Annotated in this window: 18 protein-coding genes; all 18 read right to left on the bottom strand. The window is 61.4% G+C overall.

Going from position 1 to position 16555, the window contains the following annotated elements:
• Positions 1-53 precede the first annotated feature (53 nt).
• The 18 genes from FBX99_RS08885 to FBX99_RS08800 all read right to left on the bottom strand — a co-directional run bounded on the left by FBX99_RS08885 (position 54) and on the right by FBX99_RS08800 (position 16520).
• Complete coding sequence (locus FBX99_RS08885) at positions 54-845, bottom strand: amidohydrolase (RefSeq protein ID WP_144923169.1); 792 nt, start codon at positions 843-845, stop codon at positions 54-56.
• The gene (locus tag FBX99_RS08880; protein WP_144923166.1) at positions 833-1981 is read right to left on the bottom strand and encodes a pyridoxal phosphate-dependent aminotransferase; all 1149 of its coding nucleotides are present in this window, start codon (positions 1979-1981) and stop codon (positions 833-835) included. Before FBX99_RS08880 ends, FBX99_RS08885 begins: the two co-directional genes overlap by 13 nt.
• Positions 1982-2120: 139 nt before the next feature.
• A complete protein-coding gene (gene der / locus FBX99_RS08875) occupies positions 2121-3593 on the bottom strand; it encodes a ribosome biogenesis GTPase Der (RefSeq protein ID WP_144923163.1) in 1473 nt (490 codons plus the stop codon).
• A gap of 201 nt (positions 3594-3794) precedes the next feature.
• Complete coding sequence (bamB, locus tag FBX99_RS08870; protein ID WP_144923160.1) at positions 3795-4946, bottom strand: outer membrane protein assembly factor BamB; 1152 nt, start codon at positions 4944-4946, stop codon at positions 3795-3797.
• Positions 4939-5580, bottom strand: a complete 642-nt coding sequence (locus FBX99_RS08865; protein WP_144923156.1) for a tetratricopeptide repeat protein — start codon at positions 5578-5580, stop codon at positions 4939-4941. The genes bamB and FBX99_RS08865 overlap by 8 nt, the downstream gene beginning before the upstream one ends.
• A 41-nt stretch (positions 5581-5621) precedes the next feature.
• On the bottom strand, positions 5622-6911 hold the full coding sequence (gene hisS, locus FBX99_RS08860; protein ID WP_055126918.1) for a histidine--tRNA ligase: 1290 nt from the start codon (positions 6909-6911) through the stop codon (positions 5622-5624).
• A gap of 22 nt (positions 6912-6933) precedes the next feature.
• A complete protein-coding gene (gene ispG, locus FBX99_RS08855; protein WP_020795607.1) occupies positions 6934-8043 on the bottom strand; it encodes a flavodoxin-dependent (E)-4-hydroxy-3-methylbut-2-enyl-diphosphate synthase in 1110 nt (369 codons plus the stop codon).
• A gap of 3 nt (positions 8044-8046) precedes the next feature.
• The gene (locus FBX99_RS08850) at positions 8047-9063 is read right to left on the bottom strand and encodes a RodZ family helix-turn-helix domain-containing protein (protein WP_145131265.1); all 1017 of its coding nucleotides are present in this window, start codon (positions 9061-9063) and stop codon (positions 8047-8049) included.
• The gene (pilW, locus tag FBX99_RS08845; protein WP_144923149.1) at positions 9063-9821 is read right to left on the bottom strand and encodes a type IV pilus biogenesis/stability protein PilW; all 759 of its coding nucleotides are present in this window, start codon (positions 9819-9821) and stop codon (positions 9063-9065) included. The genes FBX99_RS08850 and pilW overlap by 1 nt, the downstream gene beginning before the upstream one ends.
• A 12-nt stretch (positions 9822-9833) precedes the next feature.
• Positions 9834-10979 carry a 23S rRNA (adenine(2503)-C(2))-methyltransferase RlmN gene (gene rlmN, locus FBX99_RS08840; protein ID WP_144923146.1) on the bottom strand — a complete coding sequence of 382 codons (1146 nt, stop codon included), beginning with the start codon at positions 10977-10979 and terminating at the stop codon, positions 9834-9836.
• A gap of 28 nt (positions 10980-11007) precedes the next feature.
• On the bottom strand, positions 11008-11433 hold the full coding sequence (ndk, locus tag FBX99_RS08835) for a nucleoside-diphosphate kinase (RefSeq protein WP_144923143.1): 426 nt from the start codon (positions 11431-11433) through the stop codon (positions 11008-11010).
• A 92-nt stretch (positions 11434-11525) separates the two neighbouring features.
• A complete protein-coding gene (iscX, locus tag FBX99_RS08830) occupies positions 11526-11726 on the bottom strand; it encodes a Fe-S cluster assembly protein IscX (RefSeq protein ID WP_144923140.1) in 201 nt (66 codons plus the stop codon).
• A gap of 14 nt (positions 11727-11740) precedes the next feature.
• The gene (fdx, locus tag FBX99_RS08825) at positions 11741-12082 is read right to left on the bottom strand and encodes an ISC system 2Fe-2S type ferredoxin (protein ID WP_144923137.1); all 342 of its coding nucleotides are present in this window, start codon (positions 12080-12082) and stop codon (positions 11741-11743) included.
• 3 nt (positions 12083-12085) lie between these two features.
• The gene (gene hscA / locus FBX99_RS08820) at positions 12086-13948 is read right to left on the bottom strand and encodes a Fe-S protein assembly chaperone HscA (protein WP_144923135.1); all 1863 of its coding nucleotides are present in this window, start codon (positions 13946-13948) and stop codon (positions 12086-12088) included.
• 50 nt (positions 13949-13998) lie between these two features.
• The gene (hscB, locus tag FBX99_RS08815; protein ID WP_047702171.1) at positions 13999-14520 is read right to left on the bottom strand and encodes a co-chaperone HscB; all 522 of its coding nucleotides are present in this window, start codon (positions 14518-14520) and stop codon (positions 13999-14001) included.
• 8 nt (positions 14521-14528) lie between these two features.
• A complete protein-coding gene (gene iscA, locus FBX99_RS08810) occupies positions 14529-14852 on the bottom strand; it encodes an iron-sulfur cluster assembly protein IscA (RefSeq protein ID WP_047702172.1) in 324 nt (107 codons plus the stop codon).
• 23 nt (positions 14853-14875) lie between these two features.
• The gene (gene iscU / locus FBX99_RS08805; protein WP_003185157.1) at positions 14876-15262 is read right to left on the bottom strand and encodes a Fe-S cluster assembly scaffold IscU; all 387 of its coding nucleotides are present in this window, start codon (positions 15260-15262) and stop codon (positions 14876-14878) included.
• A gap of 43 nt (positions 15263-15305) precedes the next feature.
• A complete protein-coding gene (locus FBX99_RS08800) occupies positions 15306-16520 on the bottom strand; it encodes an IscS subfamily cysteine desulfurase (protein ID WP_144923132.1) in 1215 nt (404 codons plus the stop codon).
• Between the last annotated feature and the right edge of the window lie 35 nt (positions 16521-16555).

Genomic DNA, 16555 nt, shown 5'->3' with positions numbered 1-16555 from the left:
GCTGACCCGTTATCGGCATGCAACAGCGCTTCTTAAGAGCTGAATCGTTTCAATCAGATGAATTCGAAACGGTCGGCATCCAGGTTCGCCGGAAAGCGCTTGCGATAGGCCGCCAGGTCCGCCGCATTCAAACTCACCATGAACACACCATCGGCCTCCCCTGCACTGAGCAAGGTTTCGCCCTGGAAGTCCAGCACCTGACTGTCGCCGGTATAGGCGAAGCCCTTGCCGTCGGTACCGATGCGGTTCACTGCCGCCACGTAGCACAGGTTCTCGATGGCGCGGGCCGGCAGCAGGCGGTTCCAATGCTGGCGCCGGGCGCCCGGCCAGTTGGCGGTGTACAGCAACAGGTCGGTGTCCTCGGCGTCGCGACTCCAGGCCGGGAAACGCAGGTCGTAGCAAATCAGCGGACGGACCCGCCACCCCTTGAGCTCGAACAGCACTTGCCGCTCACCCGGTGTGTAGTGATCGTGTTCGCCGGCCATGCGGAACAGATGGCGCTTGTCGTAGTGCAGCACCTCACCATCCGGTCGCACCCAGAGCAAGCGGTTGCGATGGCTGCCATCAGCGGCCTGGACAATCAGACTGCCGGTGATTACCGCATCCAGCCTTGCCGCCTGGGTCCGCATCCAGACGCTGGTGGGCCCGTGTTCAGGCTCCGCCAGGGTTTGCGACTCCATGGAAAACCCGGTGGTGAACATTTCCGGCAGGATGACCAGGTCGGCCCCCCGCGCCTGCTCCAGCAAGCTTTCGAAATGTTCCAGGTTGGCCTGGCGGTCATGCCACGCCAGGGTAGTCTGGATCAAGGCGATATTGAGGTTCGGCAATGCACTCAGATCACGCATAGTTTTTCCGCCGCTTCGCGCAGCGTCTCCTCGCGTTTGGCGAAGCACAGCCGCACCAGGCGCTGGCCTTGGGGTGGCTCCCGGTAGAACACCGACACCGGAATCGTCGCCACGCCGTGCTCACGGGTCATCCAGACCGCCATGTCGACATCGTTCAGGTCCGGGCGGATGTGCGAATAATCCACCAACTGGAAATAGGTACCGGTCACGCGCTTGAAGCTGAACCGCGACGGGGCCAGCAGATCGCAAAACAGGTCACGCTTGGCCTGGTAGAAACCCGGCAGCTCTTCCACATGCTCGGGATGCGCCGCCATGTAGTCAGCCAAGGCGTATTGCAGCGGTGTCACGCCACAGAAGCTGACGTACTGATGCACCTTGCGCAGCTCCGCCGTCAGGGCCGGTGGCGCCACGACGTAGCCGGTTTTCCAGCCGGTAACGTGGTAGGTCTTGCCGAACGAACTGACCACGAAGGCGCGGCGGTACAGTTCCTCATGGGCGAGGACGCTGGCATGGGACACACCGTCGAACACCAGGTGTTCATAAACTTCATCACTGATCAGGTAGATATCGCGATCACGGATCAACGCCGCCAATTGATCCAGCTCGGCGCGACTGATCAGGGCGCCGCTGGGGTTGTGGGGCGTGTTGAGGATGATCATCCGCGTACGCGGGCTCAGGGCTTCGCCGAGCTTCTGGAAATCGATGGAGAAATCATCCAGGCCCAACTGAACATGTACGCAACGGCCACCGGCCAGTTGGACGGAGGGTTCGTAGCTGTCATAGCAAGGGTCGAACACGATCACTTCATCGCCGCTTTGGACCACCGCCGCGATGGCGCAGAAAATCGCCTGGGTCGCGCCGGGGGTCACAGTGACTTCCTGGTCGGCGTCGACCTGGGCGCCATAACTGCGGGCAATCTTCGCCGCGATCTGCTGACGCAGGGCCGGCAGCCCGGTCATGGGCGAATACTGGTTATGACCTTGGGCAATATGCCGGCCTACCGCATCGCGCAAGGCCTGCGGGCCATCGAAATCGGGAAACCCCTGGGACAGGTTGAGCGCACCGGTCTGCGCGGCGAGCTGGGACATCTGGGTGAAAATGGTGATGCCGACATTCGGCAGCTTGCTGGTGATCATCAGGGGGTCTCTGCGTCTGCACCCGGGCTCTGGCGCGGCGCGGGAGAGGTCGAGAATAGCCCAAAAAAAAGCTGCAAGCAGCAAGCTACAAGCCGGTGCGCCGAACTTGTGGCTTGCAGCTCGCAGCTTGCAGCTGCTTCTATTTCTTGTCGCGACGCTTCTTGTCGGCCTTCTTGTGGTGCGACATCAAGCGGCGCTTCTTGTTGACCTGACGGTCGGTGAGCGTGTTCTTGTTGCCTTCGTACGGGTTCTCGCCGCCCTTGAACTCGATGCGGATCGGCGTGCCAACCAGCTTCAGGACACGGCGATAGGTGTTTTCCAGGTAACGGACGTACGACTTGGGCACCTTCTCGATCTGGTTGCCGTGGATCACGATGATCGGCGGGTTGGCGCCGCCCAGGTGAGCGTAACGCAGCTTGATCCGGCGGTTGTTGACCATCGGTGGCGCGTGTTCGCCAACCGCGTCTTCCAGGATCTGGGTCAGGCGGTTGGTCGGCCAGCGGGTGACCGCCGACTTGAAGGAGTTCTGCACCGAGGCGTAGAGGTTGCCCACGCCCGTGCCGTGCAGGGCCGAGATGAAGTGAATGTCAGCGAAGTCGACGAAGAACAGCCGGCGCTGCAACTCCACCTTGACGAAATCGCGCTCGCTCGGCGTCATGCCGTCCCACTTGTTGATCGCGATCACCAGCGCACGACCGGCCTCCAAGGCGAAGCCCAGCAGGTTCAAGTCGTGATCGACCACGCCTTCGCGGGCATCCATCACGAAGATCACCACGTTGGCGTCCTTGATGGCCTGCAACGTCTTGACCACGGAGAACTTCTCGACTTCCTCGTGGATCTTGCCGCGCTTGCGCACACCGGCGGTGTCGATCAGCGTGTACTTCTCTTCGTTGCGCTCGAAGGGGATGTAGATACTGTCGCGGGTGGTGCCGGGCTGGTCGTACACGATGACCCGGTCTTCGCCGAGCATGCGGTTGACCAGCGTCGACTTGCCCACGTTCGGACGGCCGATGATCGCGATCTTGATCCCGTCCTTTTCGCTCGGGCCCGGAATGCGCTTGGCTTCCTCGCCTTCGGCAACGACCTCTTCTTCGCCTTCTTCCGGCTCGTCTTCGTCGTCTTTCGGGAAATCAGCCAGGGCGACTTCCAGCAACTGGCTGATGCCGCGACCGTGGGCACCGGCAATCGGAATCGCCTGGCCCATGCCCAACGGCGCGAACTCGGCGCGGGCCATGTCCGGATCGATATTGTCGACCTTGTTGGCGACCACGTGGGAGCGCTTGTTACGTTTGCGCAAATGCTCGGCGATCATCTGGTCGGCGGCAGTAAAACCAGCCTTGGCGTCTACCAGGAACAGCACCACATCCGCTTCTTCAATGGCGAGCAGCGACTGCTCGGCCATTTTTTCGTCCATGCCATGTTCATCACCGGAGATACCGCCGGTGTCGATCAGGATGTAGGTACGCCCTTGCCACTTGGCCTCACCGTATTGGCGATCACGGGTCAGACCGGACAAGTCGCCAACGATGGCGTCTCGAGTCCTGGTCAGGCGATTGAACAAGGTGGACTTGCCGACGTTCGGTCGGCCCACCAGGGCGATTACGGGAACCATGCGGCTCTCCACTTCGTTATTTCAGAAAATACAAAAGCCGCTGCGAGGCAGCGGCTGGTGCTCGGAGGCAGTCCTGTGAGAGCGGGCTTGCTCACGAATGCGGTGTGTCAGTTAACAAATTCTCTTCTGATACACCGTATTCGCGAGCAAGCCCGCTCTCACAATGGACGGGCCGCTTGAGATCTAGCCCCAAGCATAGTCTTACTTGATGGTCAGGGCTTCCAGTTTGCCGCTGTTGCCATACACATAAATCATGTTGCCTGCCACCAGCGGACGGGCACGCAGGCCGTCGCTGTCGATACGCTCGCGGCCGACGAAACGACCGTCCACCTGGCTCAGCAGGTGCAGGTAACCTTCCAGGTCACCGACTGCAACGTAGCTGGAGAACACTTCCGGAGCCGACAGTTGACGGCGGGCCAGGGAATCGTTGCTCCACAATGCGGTGGTGGAACGTTCGTCGACGCCTTCAACCGTGCCCGAGGACAGGCTGACATAGACGCTGCCGAAACCCTGGGCGACACCGGCGTAGCTGGACGCATCGCGCTGCCACAACGGACGACCGCTTTCCAGGTCCAGCGCCGCGACGCGACCCTGGTAGCTGGCGACGTAGATCGTGCCGCCGGACAGCAGCAGGCCGCCATCGATGTCGACCACGCGCTCCAGTTCCGAACGACCTTGTGGAACGGCAACACGCTGCTCCCACACCGGCACGCCGTTGGAGATGTCCAGGGCAACCACTTTACCGGTGGACAACCCGGCCACCGCGAGGCGGTTGGTAACGATCGGCGCGCTGGTGCCACGCAGGGTCAGGACCGCCGGAGTGCTGTCGTACAACCAGCGCTGGTTGCCGGTAGCAGCATCCAGGCCGATCAGACGGTCATCCTGGGTCTGGACCACCACCACATCACCGTTGGAAGCCGGCGGTGCGAGTACTTCGCTGGTCACGCGGGCGCGCCATTTCTCTTCACCGTTGCTGGCGTCCAGGGCGACGATTTCCCCCTTGAGCGTGCCGATCATGACCAGCCCGTAACCCACGCCAACGGCGCCGGACACCGGCAGCTCAAGATCTTTTTCCCATTTGACGTCGCCGTTCAGGCGATCCATCGCCATCACCACGCCCGTGACGTCACCGGCATAGATGGTGTCGCCGTCGATGGCCGGCACCAGCATGTTGTAGGTTTCGCCCTGGCCGTCGCCGATGGAGCGGCTCCACTGCTTCTGCAGCACGACTTCTTCTTTGAAGTCGGTCAGTTCAGCCGGCGGCAGTTCTTTCTTGCTGTTGCTGCTGCAACCCGCGGCCAGAATGGCCAGAGCCAGCAATGCTGCATGTTTCCAACGGATCACGTCACGCATCCCCTTTGGCCAGGTCGTCCAGCTTGATTTGCAGGCCACCGACTGCGGCTTCGTCCGACAGCGCAGCCTTGGCTTTTTGGTAGGCCGCATAGGCCTCATCAGCACGACCCAGCTGTACCAGCAAGTCGCCCTTGAGTTCTTCGCGGGTCGCCAGGAACGCCTTGTCGGCATCGCCGTCGAGCAGCTTCAATGCATCTTCGGTCTTGTTCTGAGCCGCCAGCACCTGCGCCAGGCGCTGACGCGCCACTTCACCCAGGGTCGGATTGGCAGGCTTGTCGACGATCCCCTTGAGCTCGGTGGCCGCGTCGTCCAGCTTGCCGCTGTCTACCGCGACCTTGGCCACGAACAGACGACCGTACTGCGCGTAGGCGGTGCCGCCGTATTCGCTGTTGAGCTTGCCAGCCAGGTCCGCCACGCGGGCGGCGTCAGGCTTGCCGTCCGGGGTCAGGGTGGTTTCCAGCAACTGCTGATAGAGCATCGAGGCGCCTTGCGACTGGTTGCTCTGGTATTTCTGGAACGCCTGCCAGCCGAATACGATGACCAGCGCCAACAGGCCGCCAGTGACCAGCGGCTTGCCGTTACGACTCCACCAGTCCTTCAAATCCGCCAGCTGTTCATCTTCGGTACTCGACACCCCAATACTCCTTAATCGCTAAATCGGCTGTTTAGACAGCTTCAACCCTGCACGACGCAGGTGGCCAGGTGTGCAGCAAGTGCATCCCAGGCAATACTTTGTTGTTCGCCCTGGCCACGCAGGGGTTTGAAACCTACCACTTGTTGGGCCAGTTCGTCGTCACCCAGGATCAGTGCATACAGCGCACCGCTCTTGTCGGCCTTCTTGAACTGGCTCTTGAAGCTGCCGCCACCGGCGTTGATCTGCAGGCGCAGGCCAGGCAACTGATCGCGGACCCGTTCGCTCAGCGCCAGGGCCGCCAGTTCGGCCGCTTCACCGAAAGCACACAGGTAGACGTCGACCTGACGGGAAAGCGCTTCCGGCACCTTGTCCAGGGCTTCAAGCATCAGCACCAGACGCTCGATGCCCATGGCAAAGCCCACGCCTGGCGTCGGCTTGCCACCCATCTGCTCCACCAGGCCGTCGTAGCGGCCGCCGGCACACACGGTGCCCTGGGCGCCAAGCTTGTCGGTCACCCATTCGAAGACGGTCTTGCTGTAGTAATCCAGGCCACGGACCAACTTGGGGTTGATCACGTAAGGAATGCCCACGGCGTCCAGGCGCGCCTTCAAGCCTTCGAAGTGCGCACGGGATTCGTCGTCGAGGTAGTCGGCCATTTTCGGCGCGTCAGCCAGGATCGCCTGGGTATCGGCGTTCTTGGTGTCGAGCACGCGCAACGGATTGGTCTTCAGACGGCGTTGGCTGTCTTCGTCGAGCTTGTCCAGGTGCGCGGAAAGAAATTCCACCAACGCCTCACGGTAGCGGCCACGGGACTCGCTGGTGCCCAGGCTGTTGAGCTCAAGCTTGACCGCGTCACGAAGGCCCAGCTCGCCCCACAGGCGCCAGGTCATGACGATCAGCTCGGCATCGATGTCCGGACCGTCGAGGTTGAACACTTCCAGGCCGATCTGGTGGAACTGACGATAGCGACCCTTCTGCGGCCGCTCGTGACGGAACATCGGACCGATGTACCAGAGCTTCTGCACCTGGCCGCCACCGGTAATGCCGTGTTCGAGCACTGCACGCACACAGGCCGCCGTGCCTTCGGGGCGCAGGGTCAGGGAGTCGCCATTGCGGTCCTCGAAGGTGTACATCTCTTTTTCGACGATGTCGGTCACTTCGCCGATGGAGCGCTTGAACAGCTCGGTGAACTCGACGATTGGCATGCGGATCTGCCGATAACCGTAGTTATCCAGCAGGCGCGCCACGGTGCCCTCGAAATAGCGCCACAGGGGCGTCTGCTCGGGCAGGATGTCGTTCATGCCACGAATGGCTTGCAGAGACTTGCTCACGTCTATTCCTTAATCTTTCGACTTAACCGCGCGCGATGACCGCAGCGTCGGCTTCGACCTTTTCGGCCGCTTTCTCGCGGATCAGCCGTTCCAGCTCATCCACCAGATTGTCATTCGTCAACTTCTGCGACGGCTTGCCGTCAATGTAAATCAGATTCGGCGTACCGCCGGTGAGGCCGATATGGGCCTCCTTGGCTTCGCCCGGCCCGTTGACCACACAGCCGATCACCGCGACATCCAACGGCACCAGCAGGTCTTCGAGTCGCCCCTCCAGCTCGTTCATGGTCTTGACCACATCGAAATTCTGCCGCGAGCAGCTCGGGCAGGCGATGAAGTTGATGCCACGGGAACGCAGGTGCAGGGACTTGAGAATGTCGTAGCCGACTTTCACTTCCTCGACCGGATCAGCCGCCAACGAGATGCGGATGGTATCGCCAATTCCTTCGGCGAGCAGCATACCGAGGCCGACGGCGGATTTCACCGTGCCCGAACGCAACCCACCGGCTTCGGTGATGCCCAGGTGCAGGGGCTGAACGATTTCCTTGGCCAGCAGGCGATAGGCTTCGACGGCCATGAACACGTCGGAGGCTTTCACGCTGACCTTGAAATCCTGGAAATTCAGCCGTTCGAGGTGCTCGACATGGCGCAGCGCCGACTCCACCAGGGCCGCCGGTGTAGGTTCGCCATATTTCTTTTGCAGGTCTTTTTCCAGGGAACCGGCGTTCACACCGATGCGAATCGGGATGCCACGGTCGCGGGCAGCATCCACCACGGCGCGCACGCGGTCTTCACGACCGATGTTACCCGGGTTGATGCGCAGGCAATCGACGCCCAGCTCGGCCACGCGCAGGGCGATGCGGTAGTCGAAGTGGATATCGGCCACCAGGGGAACCTTGACCAGTTGCTTGATTTTGCCGAACGCCTCGGCAGCGTCCATGTCCGGCACGGAAACCCGCACGATGTCGACACCGGCGGCTTCCAGACGGTTGATCTGCGCGACCGTGGCGGCCACGTCATTGGTGTCGCTGTTGGTCATGCTCTGCACAGCGATAGGCGCATCGCCGCCCACGGGCACGTTACCAACCCAGATCTTGCGGGATTCGCGACGTTTGATTGGAGATTCGCCGTGCATGACTTATTGACCCAACTTCAGGCGAGCGGTCTCGCCACTGGTGAACGGAGCGACGTCGACCGGCTGGCCGTTGTAGCTGACCTGCGCGCCACGGGCATAGCCCAGGCGTACGGCGAATGGTGGCTTGCCATTGATGGTAGTGCTGTCGCCCTTGCGCTTGAGCCCACTGAACAGCACCTTGCCGTTGCCGTCGGTAACCTGCGTCCAGCAGTCGGCGGTGAATTGAATCTGCACCTGGCCTTCACCTGCGGCCGGCGCCACGGGAGCTGCCGGCGTCGCTGCCGGAGCTGCCGAAGTAGCAGGCGCCGGAGCAGCCACGGTCGGCGCAGGTGTGCTCGGGGCCACCGGTGCGCTGGTGGTAGGAGCGGGAGTGCCGGGCACAGCGGGGGCAACAGCCGGGGCGGCAGGCGCGCCCTGCTCGGCACCGGCTTCGGCATCAGCGCCGTCCTGGCCTTGCGGCAATGCCAGGCTGGTTTCGCCTTCCGCCTGGCCTTCGAGCACAGCCTGGTCCTCCGGCTCGTCCAGCGGATGGATCCGCGTGGTGCCGTCGGCGCCCTCCACTTCCACGTGCTCCGGCGCCATGGCGACCGATTCCTTACTGCGTAGCGAGGCTTGATCCTGCCACCAGACGAAACCGCCCCCAATCACCGCAATCAGCAATAGCAGGCTGACGATTCGCAAAATGGTGTGGGAAACACGCACCGGCTCCTCGATGCGACCCAGGCTGTGCACATTGCTGCCCTGGGCGTCGGACCCGGTGTACTGATCGAATTGCTGGACCAGCATGGTCTGGTCCATGTCGAGTAATTTGGCGTAGGCACGGATGTAGCCCCGGGCAAAGGTATGCCCCGGCAATTTGTCGAACGCGCCCGCTTCCAGATTGCTCAGGGAAGCCACGGTGAGATTGAGCTTGAGGGCTACTTGGGCCAGCGACCAACCATTGCTTTCGCGGGCTTGACGCAGGGTCTCACCGGGGTTCACGCGAGTCGCTGCTACCACTTCAGGATGCGCCGCTTTCATCATTGCTCCGACAGGTATTGCTGATATTCCGGCGTACCGGGATAGAGTCTTTTTAGTTGCAGGCCATAACTGGCGGCCTTGTCACGATCTTCGAATACGTGCGCCAGCCGAACGCCGAGCAATAGACTACGTGCATTTTGCTCGCTCAGCAGACTAAAACGTTCGTAATAGTCCCGCGCGGGCACATATTGCCTGTCTTCGTAGGACAACTCAGCCATTTCCAGCAAGGCTCGCGGTTGCTGGCGGTTGAGCCGCAGCGCCTTTTCCAATTGCTGGCGGGCCAGGTCACGCTGGCCGAGTTTCGCGGCGGTCATGCCGAGGTTCTCGAAAACCCGCGAACGCTCAGGGTAAAGGGTATCCGCGGCGGCCTGTTCGAAGCGTTCGTAGGCTTCCTTGTAACGCTGTTGCTCGTAGAGAAAACTGCCGTAGTTGTTCAGGATCCGTGCATCCTGGGGCCGGCTGGACAGTGCCTTGCGAAAGTGCTCGTCGGCCAGCTCCGGTTCCAGCTCAGCCTGGAACACCAGGGCCAGGGCCGCGTTGGCGTCGGCATCGGAACTGTCCAGCTCCAGGGCCTTCTTGAGCGGTACCTTGGCCCGCTCGGTCATGCCCTGCTGCAGGTAGCCGATGCCCAGTTGCACATAGGCCACACGCGCTTCGTCACGCCCCTTGCTGGTTTTCATCGGGTTGTAGTCACCCGACAGAACACAACCGGCGCACAGACCGGCGAACAGCAACAGCAGCGCGAAGCGCAGGGACATAGAGTTCCTCTCTTAGTGACCGTTCGCAGCGTTCTGCACATCGTCGGCGGCGTTCAACTCGCGCACGGCAATGTAGCGTTCGCTGCGACGGGTGCGATCCAGCACCTGCCCGACCAATTGACCGCACGCCGCATCGATGTCTTCGCCGCGGGTGGTACGCACGGTGACGTTGAAGCCCGCGTGATGAAGCTGATCCTGAAAGCGACGGATCGCGTTGTTGCTCGGACGCTCGTAACCGGAGTGCGGGAACGGGTTGAACGGAATCAGGTTGATCTTGCACGGGATGTTCTTGAGCAGTTCGATCATCTCGACCGCATGCTCGACCTTGTCGTTCACATCCTTGAGCAGGGTGTACTCGATGGTCAGCACGCGCTTTTCGCCCAAGGCCGACATGTAGCGCTGGCACGAGTCCAGCAGCATCTTAAGCGGATACTTCTTGTTGATCGGCACCAACTGGTTACGCAATGCGTCATTGGGTGCGTGCAGCGACAACGCCAGGGAGACGTCGATGTGCTTGGCCAGCTCATCGATCATCGGCACCACGCCAGACGTGGACAGGGTCACGCGGCGCTTGGAAATGCCATAGCCCAGGTCATCCATCATCAGATGCATGGCGGACACGACGTTGTCGAAGTTCAGCAGCGGCTCACCCATGCCCATCATCACCACGTTGGTGATGGCACGGTCGACGGTCGCCGGGACGCTGCCAAAGGATTTGTTGGCAATCCACACCTGGCCGATCACTTCGGCGGCGGTAAGGTTGCTGTTGAAGCCTTGCTTGCCGGTGGAGCAGAAACTGCAATCCAGGGCACAGCCTGCCTGGGACGAAACGCACAAGGTGCCGCGCTTGCCCTGGGGAATGTAGACGGTCTCGACGCAGCTGCCGGACGCCACGCGCACCACCCATTTACGGGTGCCGTCGCTGGAAATGTCCTGGCTGACCACTTCGGGGCCGCGAATCTCGGCAACGGCCTTGAGCTTTTCACGCAAGGCCTTGCCGACATTCGTCATGGCGTCGAAATCGTCGACGCCAAAGTGGTGAATCCATTTCATTACCTGACCGGCACGGAAACGCTTCTCCCCGATCGAGTCGAAGAATTTCTCCATTTCCGGCTGGGTCAGGCCCAACAGGTTGGTTTTGCCGTTCGATGTAGTCATGGATTCACCTTCACTCAAAAGCCTGGGCTTAGCGAGTGGTTACTTCAGTAGCGGAGAAAAAGTAAGCAATTTCGCGGGCAGCAGCGGCTTCGGAGTCCGAACCGTGAACGGCGTTGGCGTCGATGGACTGTGCGAAGTCGGCACGGATGGTGCCTGGAGCGGCTTCTTTAGGGTTGGTGGCGCCCATCAGCTCACGGTTGCGAGCGATGGCGTTTTCGCCTTCCAGCACCTGAACGACAACCGGACCGGAAGTCATGAACGCAACCAGCTCACCGAAGAAACCACGCTCGCTGTGCTCAGCGTAGAAGCCTTCGGCTTCGGCCTTGGACAGTTGCTTCATTTTCGAAGCGACGACGCGCAGGCCGGCGTCTTCGAAGCGGGTGACGATCTTGCCGATCACGTTTTTAGCAACGGCGTCAGGCTTGATGATGGAGAAAGTACGTTGAACAGCCATGGTGTAACTCCAGAAACGGTAATGTGCGAAAAATTAAACCCGCGAATTATACGCGGGTTATCGGGTATTGCCTAACTGCGTACAGCGCAGACTCAGTCTGCTTCTTCTATCCAGGCGGCTTGAATGGCTTCAAGTACTTTCTCGCCACCGCGGGCCGGATCGTCGCTGAACTCCGGCAATGCCAACACCCACTGGTGCAGATCGACGAAGTTCACGTACCGCGGGTCTACATCAGGCTTGGCCTCGGTCAGCTGGATCGCAATCTCCAGCACATCAATCCATTTCAGACTCATGATGGTTTCCCGGATCAGTGCGGCGCTTCGGCGGCGTGGTTAAGCGAATATTTCGGGATCTCGACGGTCAGGTCTTCCGTACCGACGATGGCCTGGCAACCCAGACGCGACTGCGGTTCCAGCCCCCAGGCGCGATCGAGGAAATCTTCTTCCAGATCGTCCGCCTCTTCCAGCGAATCGAAGCCCTCGCGAATGATGCAATGGCAGGTCGTGCAGGCGCAGACACCGCCACAGGCGCTTTCCATTTCAATATGGTGTTCATGGGCCAGATCAAGGATGGATATCCCAGGCTCAGCCTCCACCACCTTGCCCTCTGGGCAGAACTTCTCGTGGGGCAAAAAAATCACCTGCGGCATCAATTACTCCTCGATTTCATTCAGGTTACGCCCCGCCAGGGCGGCTTTGACCGTTGAATCCAGGCGGCGGGCGGCAAAGGCATCAGTGACTTGCGACAGACGCTTGGTCTGCTGCTCGATGGCATAGCCATCGGTGCCCTTGATCAATTCGGACAATTCCTGCATCTGCAATTCGATGACCATGCGCTCTTCGGCGTCCAGCAGACGCTCGCCGTCGGCTTCGAGGGCGCCCTGCACGGCTTCGATCAGTCGCTGGGCGTCGACTTGCTGCTCGCGCAACACGCGGGCCACCTTGTCGTCGCCGGCATATTGGAAGGAATCCTTGAGCATCCGGGCGATTTCGCCGTCGGTCAGGCCGTAGGACGGCTTGACCTGAATGCTCGCCTCGACGCCCGAACCCAGCTCGCGGGCGGAAACATTGAGCAGGCCGTCGGCATCGACCTGGAAGGTCACGCGGATCTTCGCCGCGCCAGCCACCATGGCCGGAATGCCGCGCAATTCGAAGCGCGCCAGGGAGCGGCAGTCGCTGATCAGCTCACGCTCGCCTTGCAGCACGTGGATCATCATGGCCGACTGGCCGTCTTTATAAGTGGTGAAATCCTGGGCACGGGCGACGGGGATGGTGGTGTTGCGCGGAATCACCTTCTCCATCAGGCCGCCCATGGTTTCCAGACCCAGGGACAGCGGAATCACGTCAAGCAGCAGCAGTTCGCCGCCGTCGCGCTTGTTGCCGGCCAGGGTATCGGCCTGAATCGCGGCACCGATGGCGACCACCTGGTCGGGGTCGATTTCGGTCAGTGGTTGACGGCCAAAGGCCTCGGCAACGGCTTCGCGAACCCGAGGCACGCGGGTCGACCCGCCCACCATGACCACGGCCTTGACGTCTTCCAGCTCCACGCCGGAATCGCGCACGGCGCGGCGGCAGGCCTTGAGGCTGCGGGCGACCATGGGTTCGATCAGGGCATCGAAGGCTTCGCGGGTCAGCGCGGCTTTCCAGTCGCCATAAGCGACTTCAACAGTGGCGGCGTCGGTCAAGGCTTCCTTGGCGGCACAGGCGGTTTGCAGCAGGTGGCGTTGCGCACCCGGGTCGAGGTCGGCGGACAAGCCGGCTTGCTCGATGATCCAGCCGGCAATGGCGTGGTCGAAGTCATCGCCGCCCAGGGCGCTATCGCCACCGGTGGCCAGGACTTCGAAGACCCCGCCGGTCAGGCGCAGGATGGAGATATCGAAGGTGCCGCCGCCCAGGTCATAGATGGCGACCAGGCCTTCGGCGTGTTGATCCAGACCGTAGGCCACCGCCGCAGCGGTCGGCTCGTTGAGCAGGCGCAGCACGTTCAGGCCGGCCAGCTTGGCCGCGTCCTTGGTGGCCTGGCGTTGGGCGTCATCGAAGTAGGCCGGGACGGTGATGACCGCACCCACCAATTCACCGCCCAGCGCCGCTTCGGCGCGTTGACGCAGGACCTTGAGGATGTCGGCCGACACTTCCACCGGGCTTTTCGGGCCCTGCACGGTCTCGATGAACGGCATGTGGGATTCGCCACCGACGAAGCGGTACGGCAGTTGATCGCCCAATTGCTTGACGTCGGACAGACCACGACCCATCAAGCGCTTGACCGAAACAATAGTGTTCAACGGATCGGTGGCGGCGGCCAGCTTGGCCGACTCGCCCACTTCGACACGGTCGACGTGGTAACGGACGGCGGACGGCAGGATCACCCGGCCCTGCTCATCGGCCAGCGGCTCGGAAAGACCGCTGCGCAACGCAGCGACCAGGGAATTGGTGGTACCCAAGTCGATCCCCACAGCCAGGCGACGCTGGTGCGGTTGTGGACTTTGGCCGGGTTCGGCGATCTGCAGTAGGGCCATCGTAATCAGGACTTATCTGTAATCAGGCGTGCGACCGGAGCGGCACTGGGTTAATCGTCGAGGCGCTCTTCTAGCTGGCGCACTTCGTAGGTGAGCTTGTCGAGGAACTGCATGCGCCGCATCAGGCGTTCGGCCTGTTCGCGTTGCGCGGCATCGTTCCAGCAGGCTGCGAAGCTTTCGTTCAGGGTTTGCTGGGCGTCCTTCAAGCGGCGCTTGAACGCGGCGACACCCGCCAGGTCGGCACTGTCCTGCAGGTCTTCGAGTTCTTCGCGCCACTGCATCTGCTGCAGAAGAAACTCGGGATCGTGCACCGTGACTTCCAGGGGCAGCTCATGACCGCTGATGGCAAGCAGGTATCGCGCGCGCTTGGCCGGGCTCTTGAGCGTCTGGTAGGCCTCGTTGAGGTTCGCGGACTGCTCGAGCGCCCGCCGTTGCTCAGCCTCGGAGGCATCCGCGAAGCGGTCCGGATGGACACCCCGGGCCAGCTCGAGGTAACGCGCCGATAACTCATCGAGATCCAGGCTGAAACCCGGCTGCATCTGAAACAAAGCGAAATGACAAGGAGTACCCACGAGCTGCCTCAGATGTTGAAGCTTTCGCCGCAGCCACACTCACCGCGCACGTTGGGGTTGTTGAACTTGAAGCCTTCGTTCAACCCTTCCTTGACGAAATCCAGCTCAGTGCCGTCCAGGTACGTCAGGCTCTTCGGGTCGATGATCACTTTCTGACCATGACTCTCGAACACCTGATCGTCTTCGCCGACTTCATCGACGAATTCCAGTACATAGGCAAGGCCGGAACAACCCGTGGTGCGAACACCCAGGCGGATGCCCTCGCCCTTGCCGCGTCCTGCAAGGGAACGCTGTACATGCCTGGCGGCTGCTTCTGTCATCTGGATAGCCATGGAAACTCCTTACCTGTCGCGGTTCAGATCAAGCCTTTCTTCTGCTTGTAGTCGCGAACGGCAGCCTTGATGGCGTCTTCAGCGAGTACCGAGCAGTGGATTTTCACTGGCGGCAGGGCCAGTTCTTCGGCCAGCTGGGTGTTTTTGATGGTTTCGGCTTCATCAAGGGTCTTGCCCTTCATCCACTCGGTGGCCAGGGAGCTTGACGCAATGGCCGAACCGCAGCCGTAGGTCTTGAACTTGGCATCTTCGATGATGCCTTGCTCGTTGACCTTGATCTGCAGGCGCATCACGTCGCCGCACGCAGGCGCGCCGACCATGCCGGTGCCGACATCAGGATCCTGCGCGTCCATCTTGCCGACGTTGCGCGGGTTCTCGTAGTGGTCGATGACCTTTTCGCTATATGCCATTTGCTTCAATCCTCATCAGTGGAGCCGCTCTGGTGGCGACTTCTCAGTGCGCCGCCCATTCGATTTTCGAAATGTCGACGCCGTCTTTGTACATGTCCCATAGCGGCGACAGTGCGCGCAGCTTGGTGACCGCCTCGCAGACTTTCTGCGCGGCGTAATCGATTTCTTCTTCGGTGGTGAAGCGGCCGAAGGTGAAGCGGATCGAGCTGTGGGCCAGTTCGTCGTTGCGGCCCAGGGCGCGCAGTACATACGACGGCTCGAGGGACGCCGAGGTGCACGCCGAACCGGACGACACGGCCAGGTCCTTGAGCGCCATGATCAGCGACTCGCCTTCAACGTAATTGAAGCTCAGGTTCAGGTTGTGCGGTACGCGAGCGGTCATGCTGCCGTTGACGTAGAGCTCTTCCAGGTGCTCGACCTGCTTGTAGAAGCGGTCGCTCAGGGCCTTGATGCGCACGTTCTCGGCGGCCATGTCTTCCTTGGCCACGCGGAATGCTTCGCCCATGCCGACGATCTGGTGGGTCGCCAGGGTGCCGGAACGCATGCCACGCTCGTGACCGCCACCATGCATGGTCGCTTCGAGGCGAACACGCGGCTTGCGGCTCACGTACAGCGCGCCGATACCTTTAGGGCCATAGGTTTTGTGGGCGGAGAACGACATCAGGTCGACTTTGAGCTTCGACAGGTCGATGTCGACCTTGCCGGTGGACTGGGCCGCGTCGACGTGGAACAGAACGCCGCGGGAGCGGGTCAGTTCGCCGATGGCCGCGATGTCGTTGACGGTGCCGATTTCGTTGTTCACGTGCATGATCGAAACCAGGATGGTGTCGTCGCGCAGCGCGGCTTCGACCATGGCCGGGGTGATCAGACCGTCTTCGCCAGGCTCGATGTAGGTGACTTCGAAACCTTCACGCTCCAGTTGGCGCGTGGTGTCCAGGACAGCCTTGTGCTCGATCTTGGAGGTGATCAGGTGCTTGCCCTTGGTGTGATAGAAGTGCGCGACACCCTTGATTGCCAGGTTGTCGGACTCGGTGGCACCGGAGGTCCAGACGATTTCACGCGGGTCGGCGTTGACCAGGTCGGCGACCTGGCGACGGGCGTTCTCGACCGACTCCTCGGCCTTCCAGCCGAACACGTGGGAGCGGGAGGCCGGGTTACCGAAGTTTCCGTCGACCAGCAGGCATTCACTCATTTTCTGCGCGACACGCGGGTCAACCGGGGTGGTCGCAGAGTAATCAAGGTAAATCGGCAATTTCATGGACTCTCTCCTAAATCAGGCTGGCTGGCGTTCCG

Origin of the sequence: Pseudomonas sp. SJZ074 (assembly GCF_007828215.1) — a bacterium.
Lineage (GTDB): Bacteria > Pseudomonadota > Gammaproteobacteria > Pseudomonadales > Pseudomonadaceae > Aquipseudomonas.
The sequence above is the reverse complement of the archived record's forward strand: the minus strand, read 5'-3'. Positions and strand labels throughout refer to the sequence as shown.

Bases quoted from the DNA above. Each gene is read 5' to 3' on its own strand.
- iscU (WP_003185157.1), bottom strand. From the start codon at position 15,262: ATGGCATATAGCGAAAAGGTCATCGACCACTACGAGAACCCGCGCAAC.
- der (WP_144923163.1), bottom strand. From the start codon at position 3,593: ATGGTTCCCGTAATCGCCCTGGTGGGCCGACCGAACGTCGGCAAGTCC.
- bamB (WP_144923160.1), bottom strand. From the start codon at position 4,946: ATGCGTGACGTGATCCGTTGGAAACATGCAGCATTGCTGGCTCTGGCC.
- iscA (WP_047702172.1), bottom strand. From the start codon at position 14,852: ATGGCTATCCAGATGACAGAAGCAGCCGCCAGGCATGTACAGCGTTCC.
- FBX99_RS08880 (WP_144923166.1), bottom strand. From the start codon at position 1,981: ATGATCACCAGCAAGCTGCCGAATGTCGGCATCACCATTTTCACCCAG.
- FBX99_RS08885 (WP_144923169.1), bottom strand. From the start codon at position 845: ATGCGTGATCTGAGTGCATTGCCGAACCTCAATATCGCCTTGATCCAG.
- rlmN (WP_144923146.1), bottom strand. From the start codon at position 10,979: ATGACTACATCGAACGGCAAAACCAACCTGTTGGGCCTGACCCAGCCG.
- FBX99_RS08800 (WP_144923132.1), bottom strand. From the start codon at position 16,520: ATGAAATTGCCGATTTACCTTGATTACTCTGCGACCACCCCGGTTGAC.
- hscA (WP_144923135.1), bottom strand. From the start codon at position 13,948: ATGGCCCTACTGCAGATCGCCGAACCCGGCCAAAGTCCACAACCGCAC.
- iscX (WP_144923140.1), bottom strand. From the start codon at position 11,726: ATGAGTCTGAAATGGATTGATGTGCTGGAGATTGCGATCCAGCTGACC.
- pilW (WP_144923149.1), bottom strand. From the start codon at position 9,821: ATGTCCCTGCGCTTCGCGCTGCTGTTGCTGTTCGCCGGTCTGTGCGCC.
- ndk (WP_144923143.1), bottom strand. From the start codon at position 11,433: ATGGCTGTTCAACGTACTTTCTCCATCATCAAGCCTGACGCCGTTGCT.
- ispG (WP_020795607.1), bottom strand. From the start codon at position 8,043: ATGCACGGCGAATCTCCAATCAAACGTCGCGAATCCCGCAAGATCTGG.
- FBX99_RS08850 (WP_145131265.1), bottom strand. From the start codon at position 9,063: ATGAAAGCGGCGCATCCTGAAGTGGTAGCAGCGACTCGCGTGAACCCC.
- fdx (WP_144923137.1), bottom strand. From the start codon at position 12,082: ATGCCGCAGGTGATTTTTTTGCCCCACGAGAAGTTCTGCCCAGAGGGC.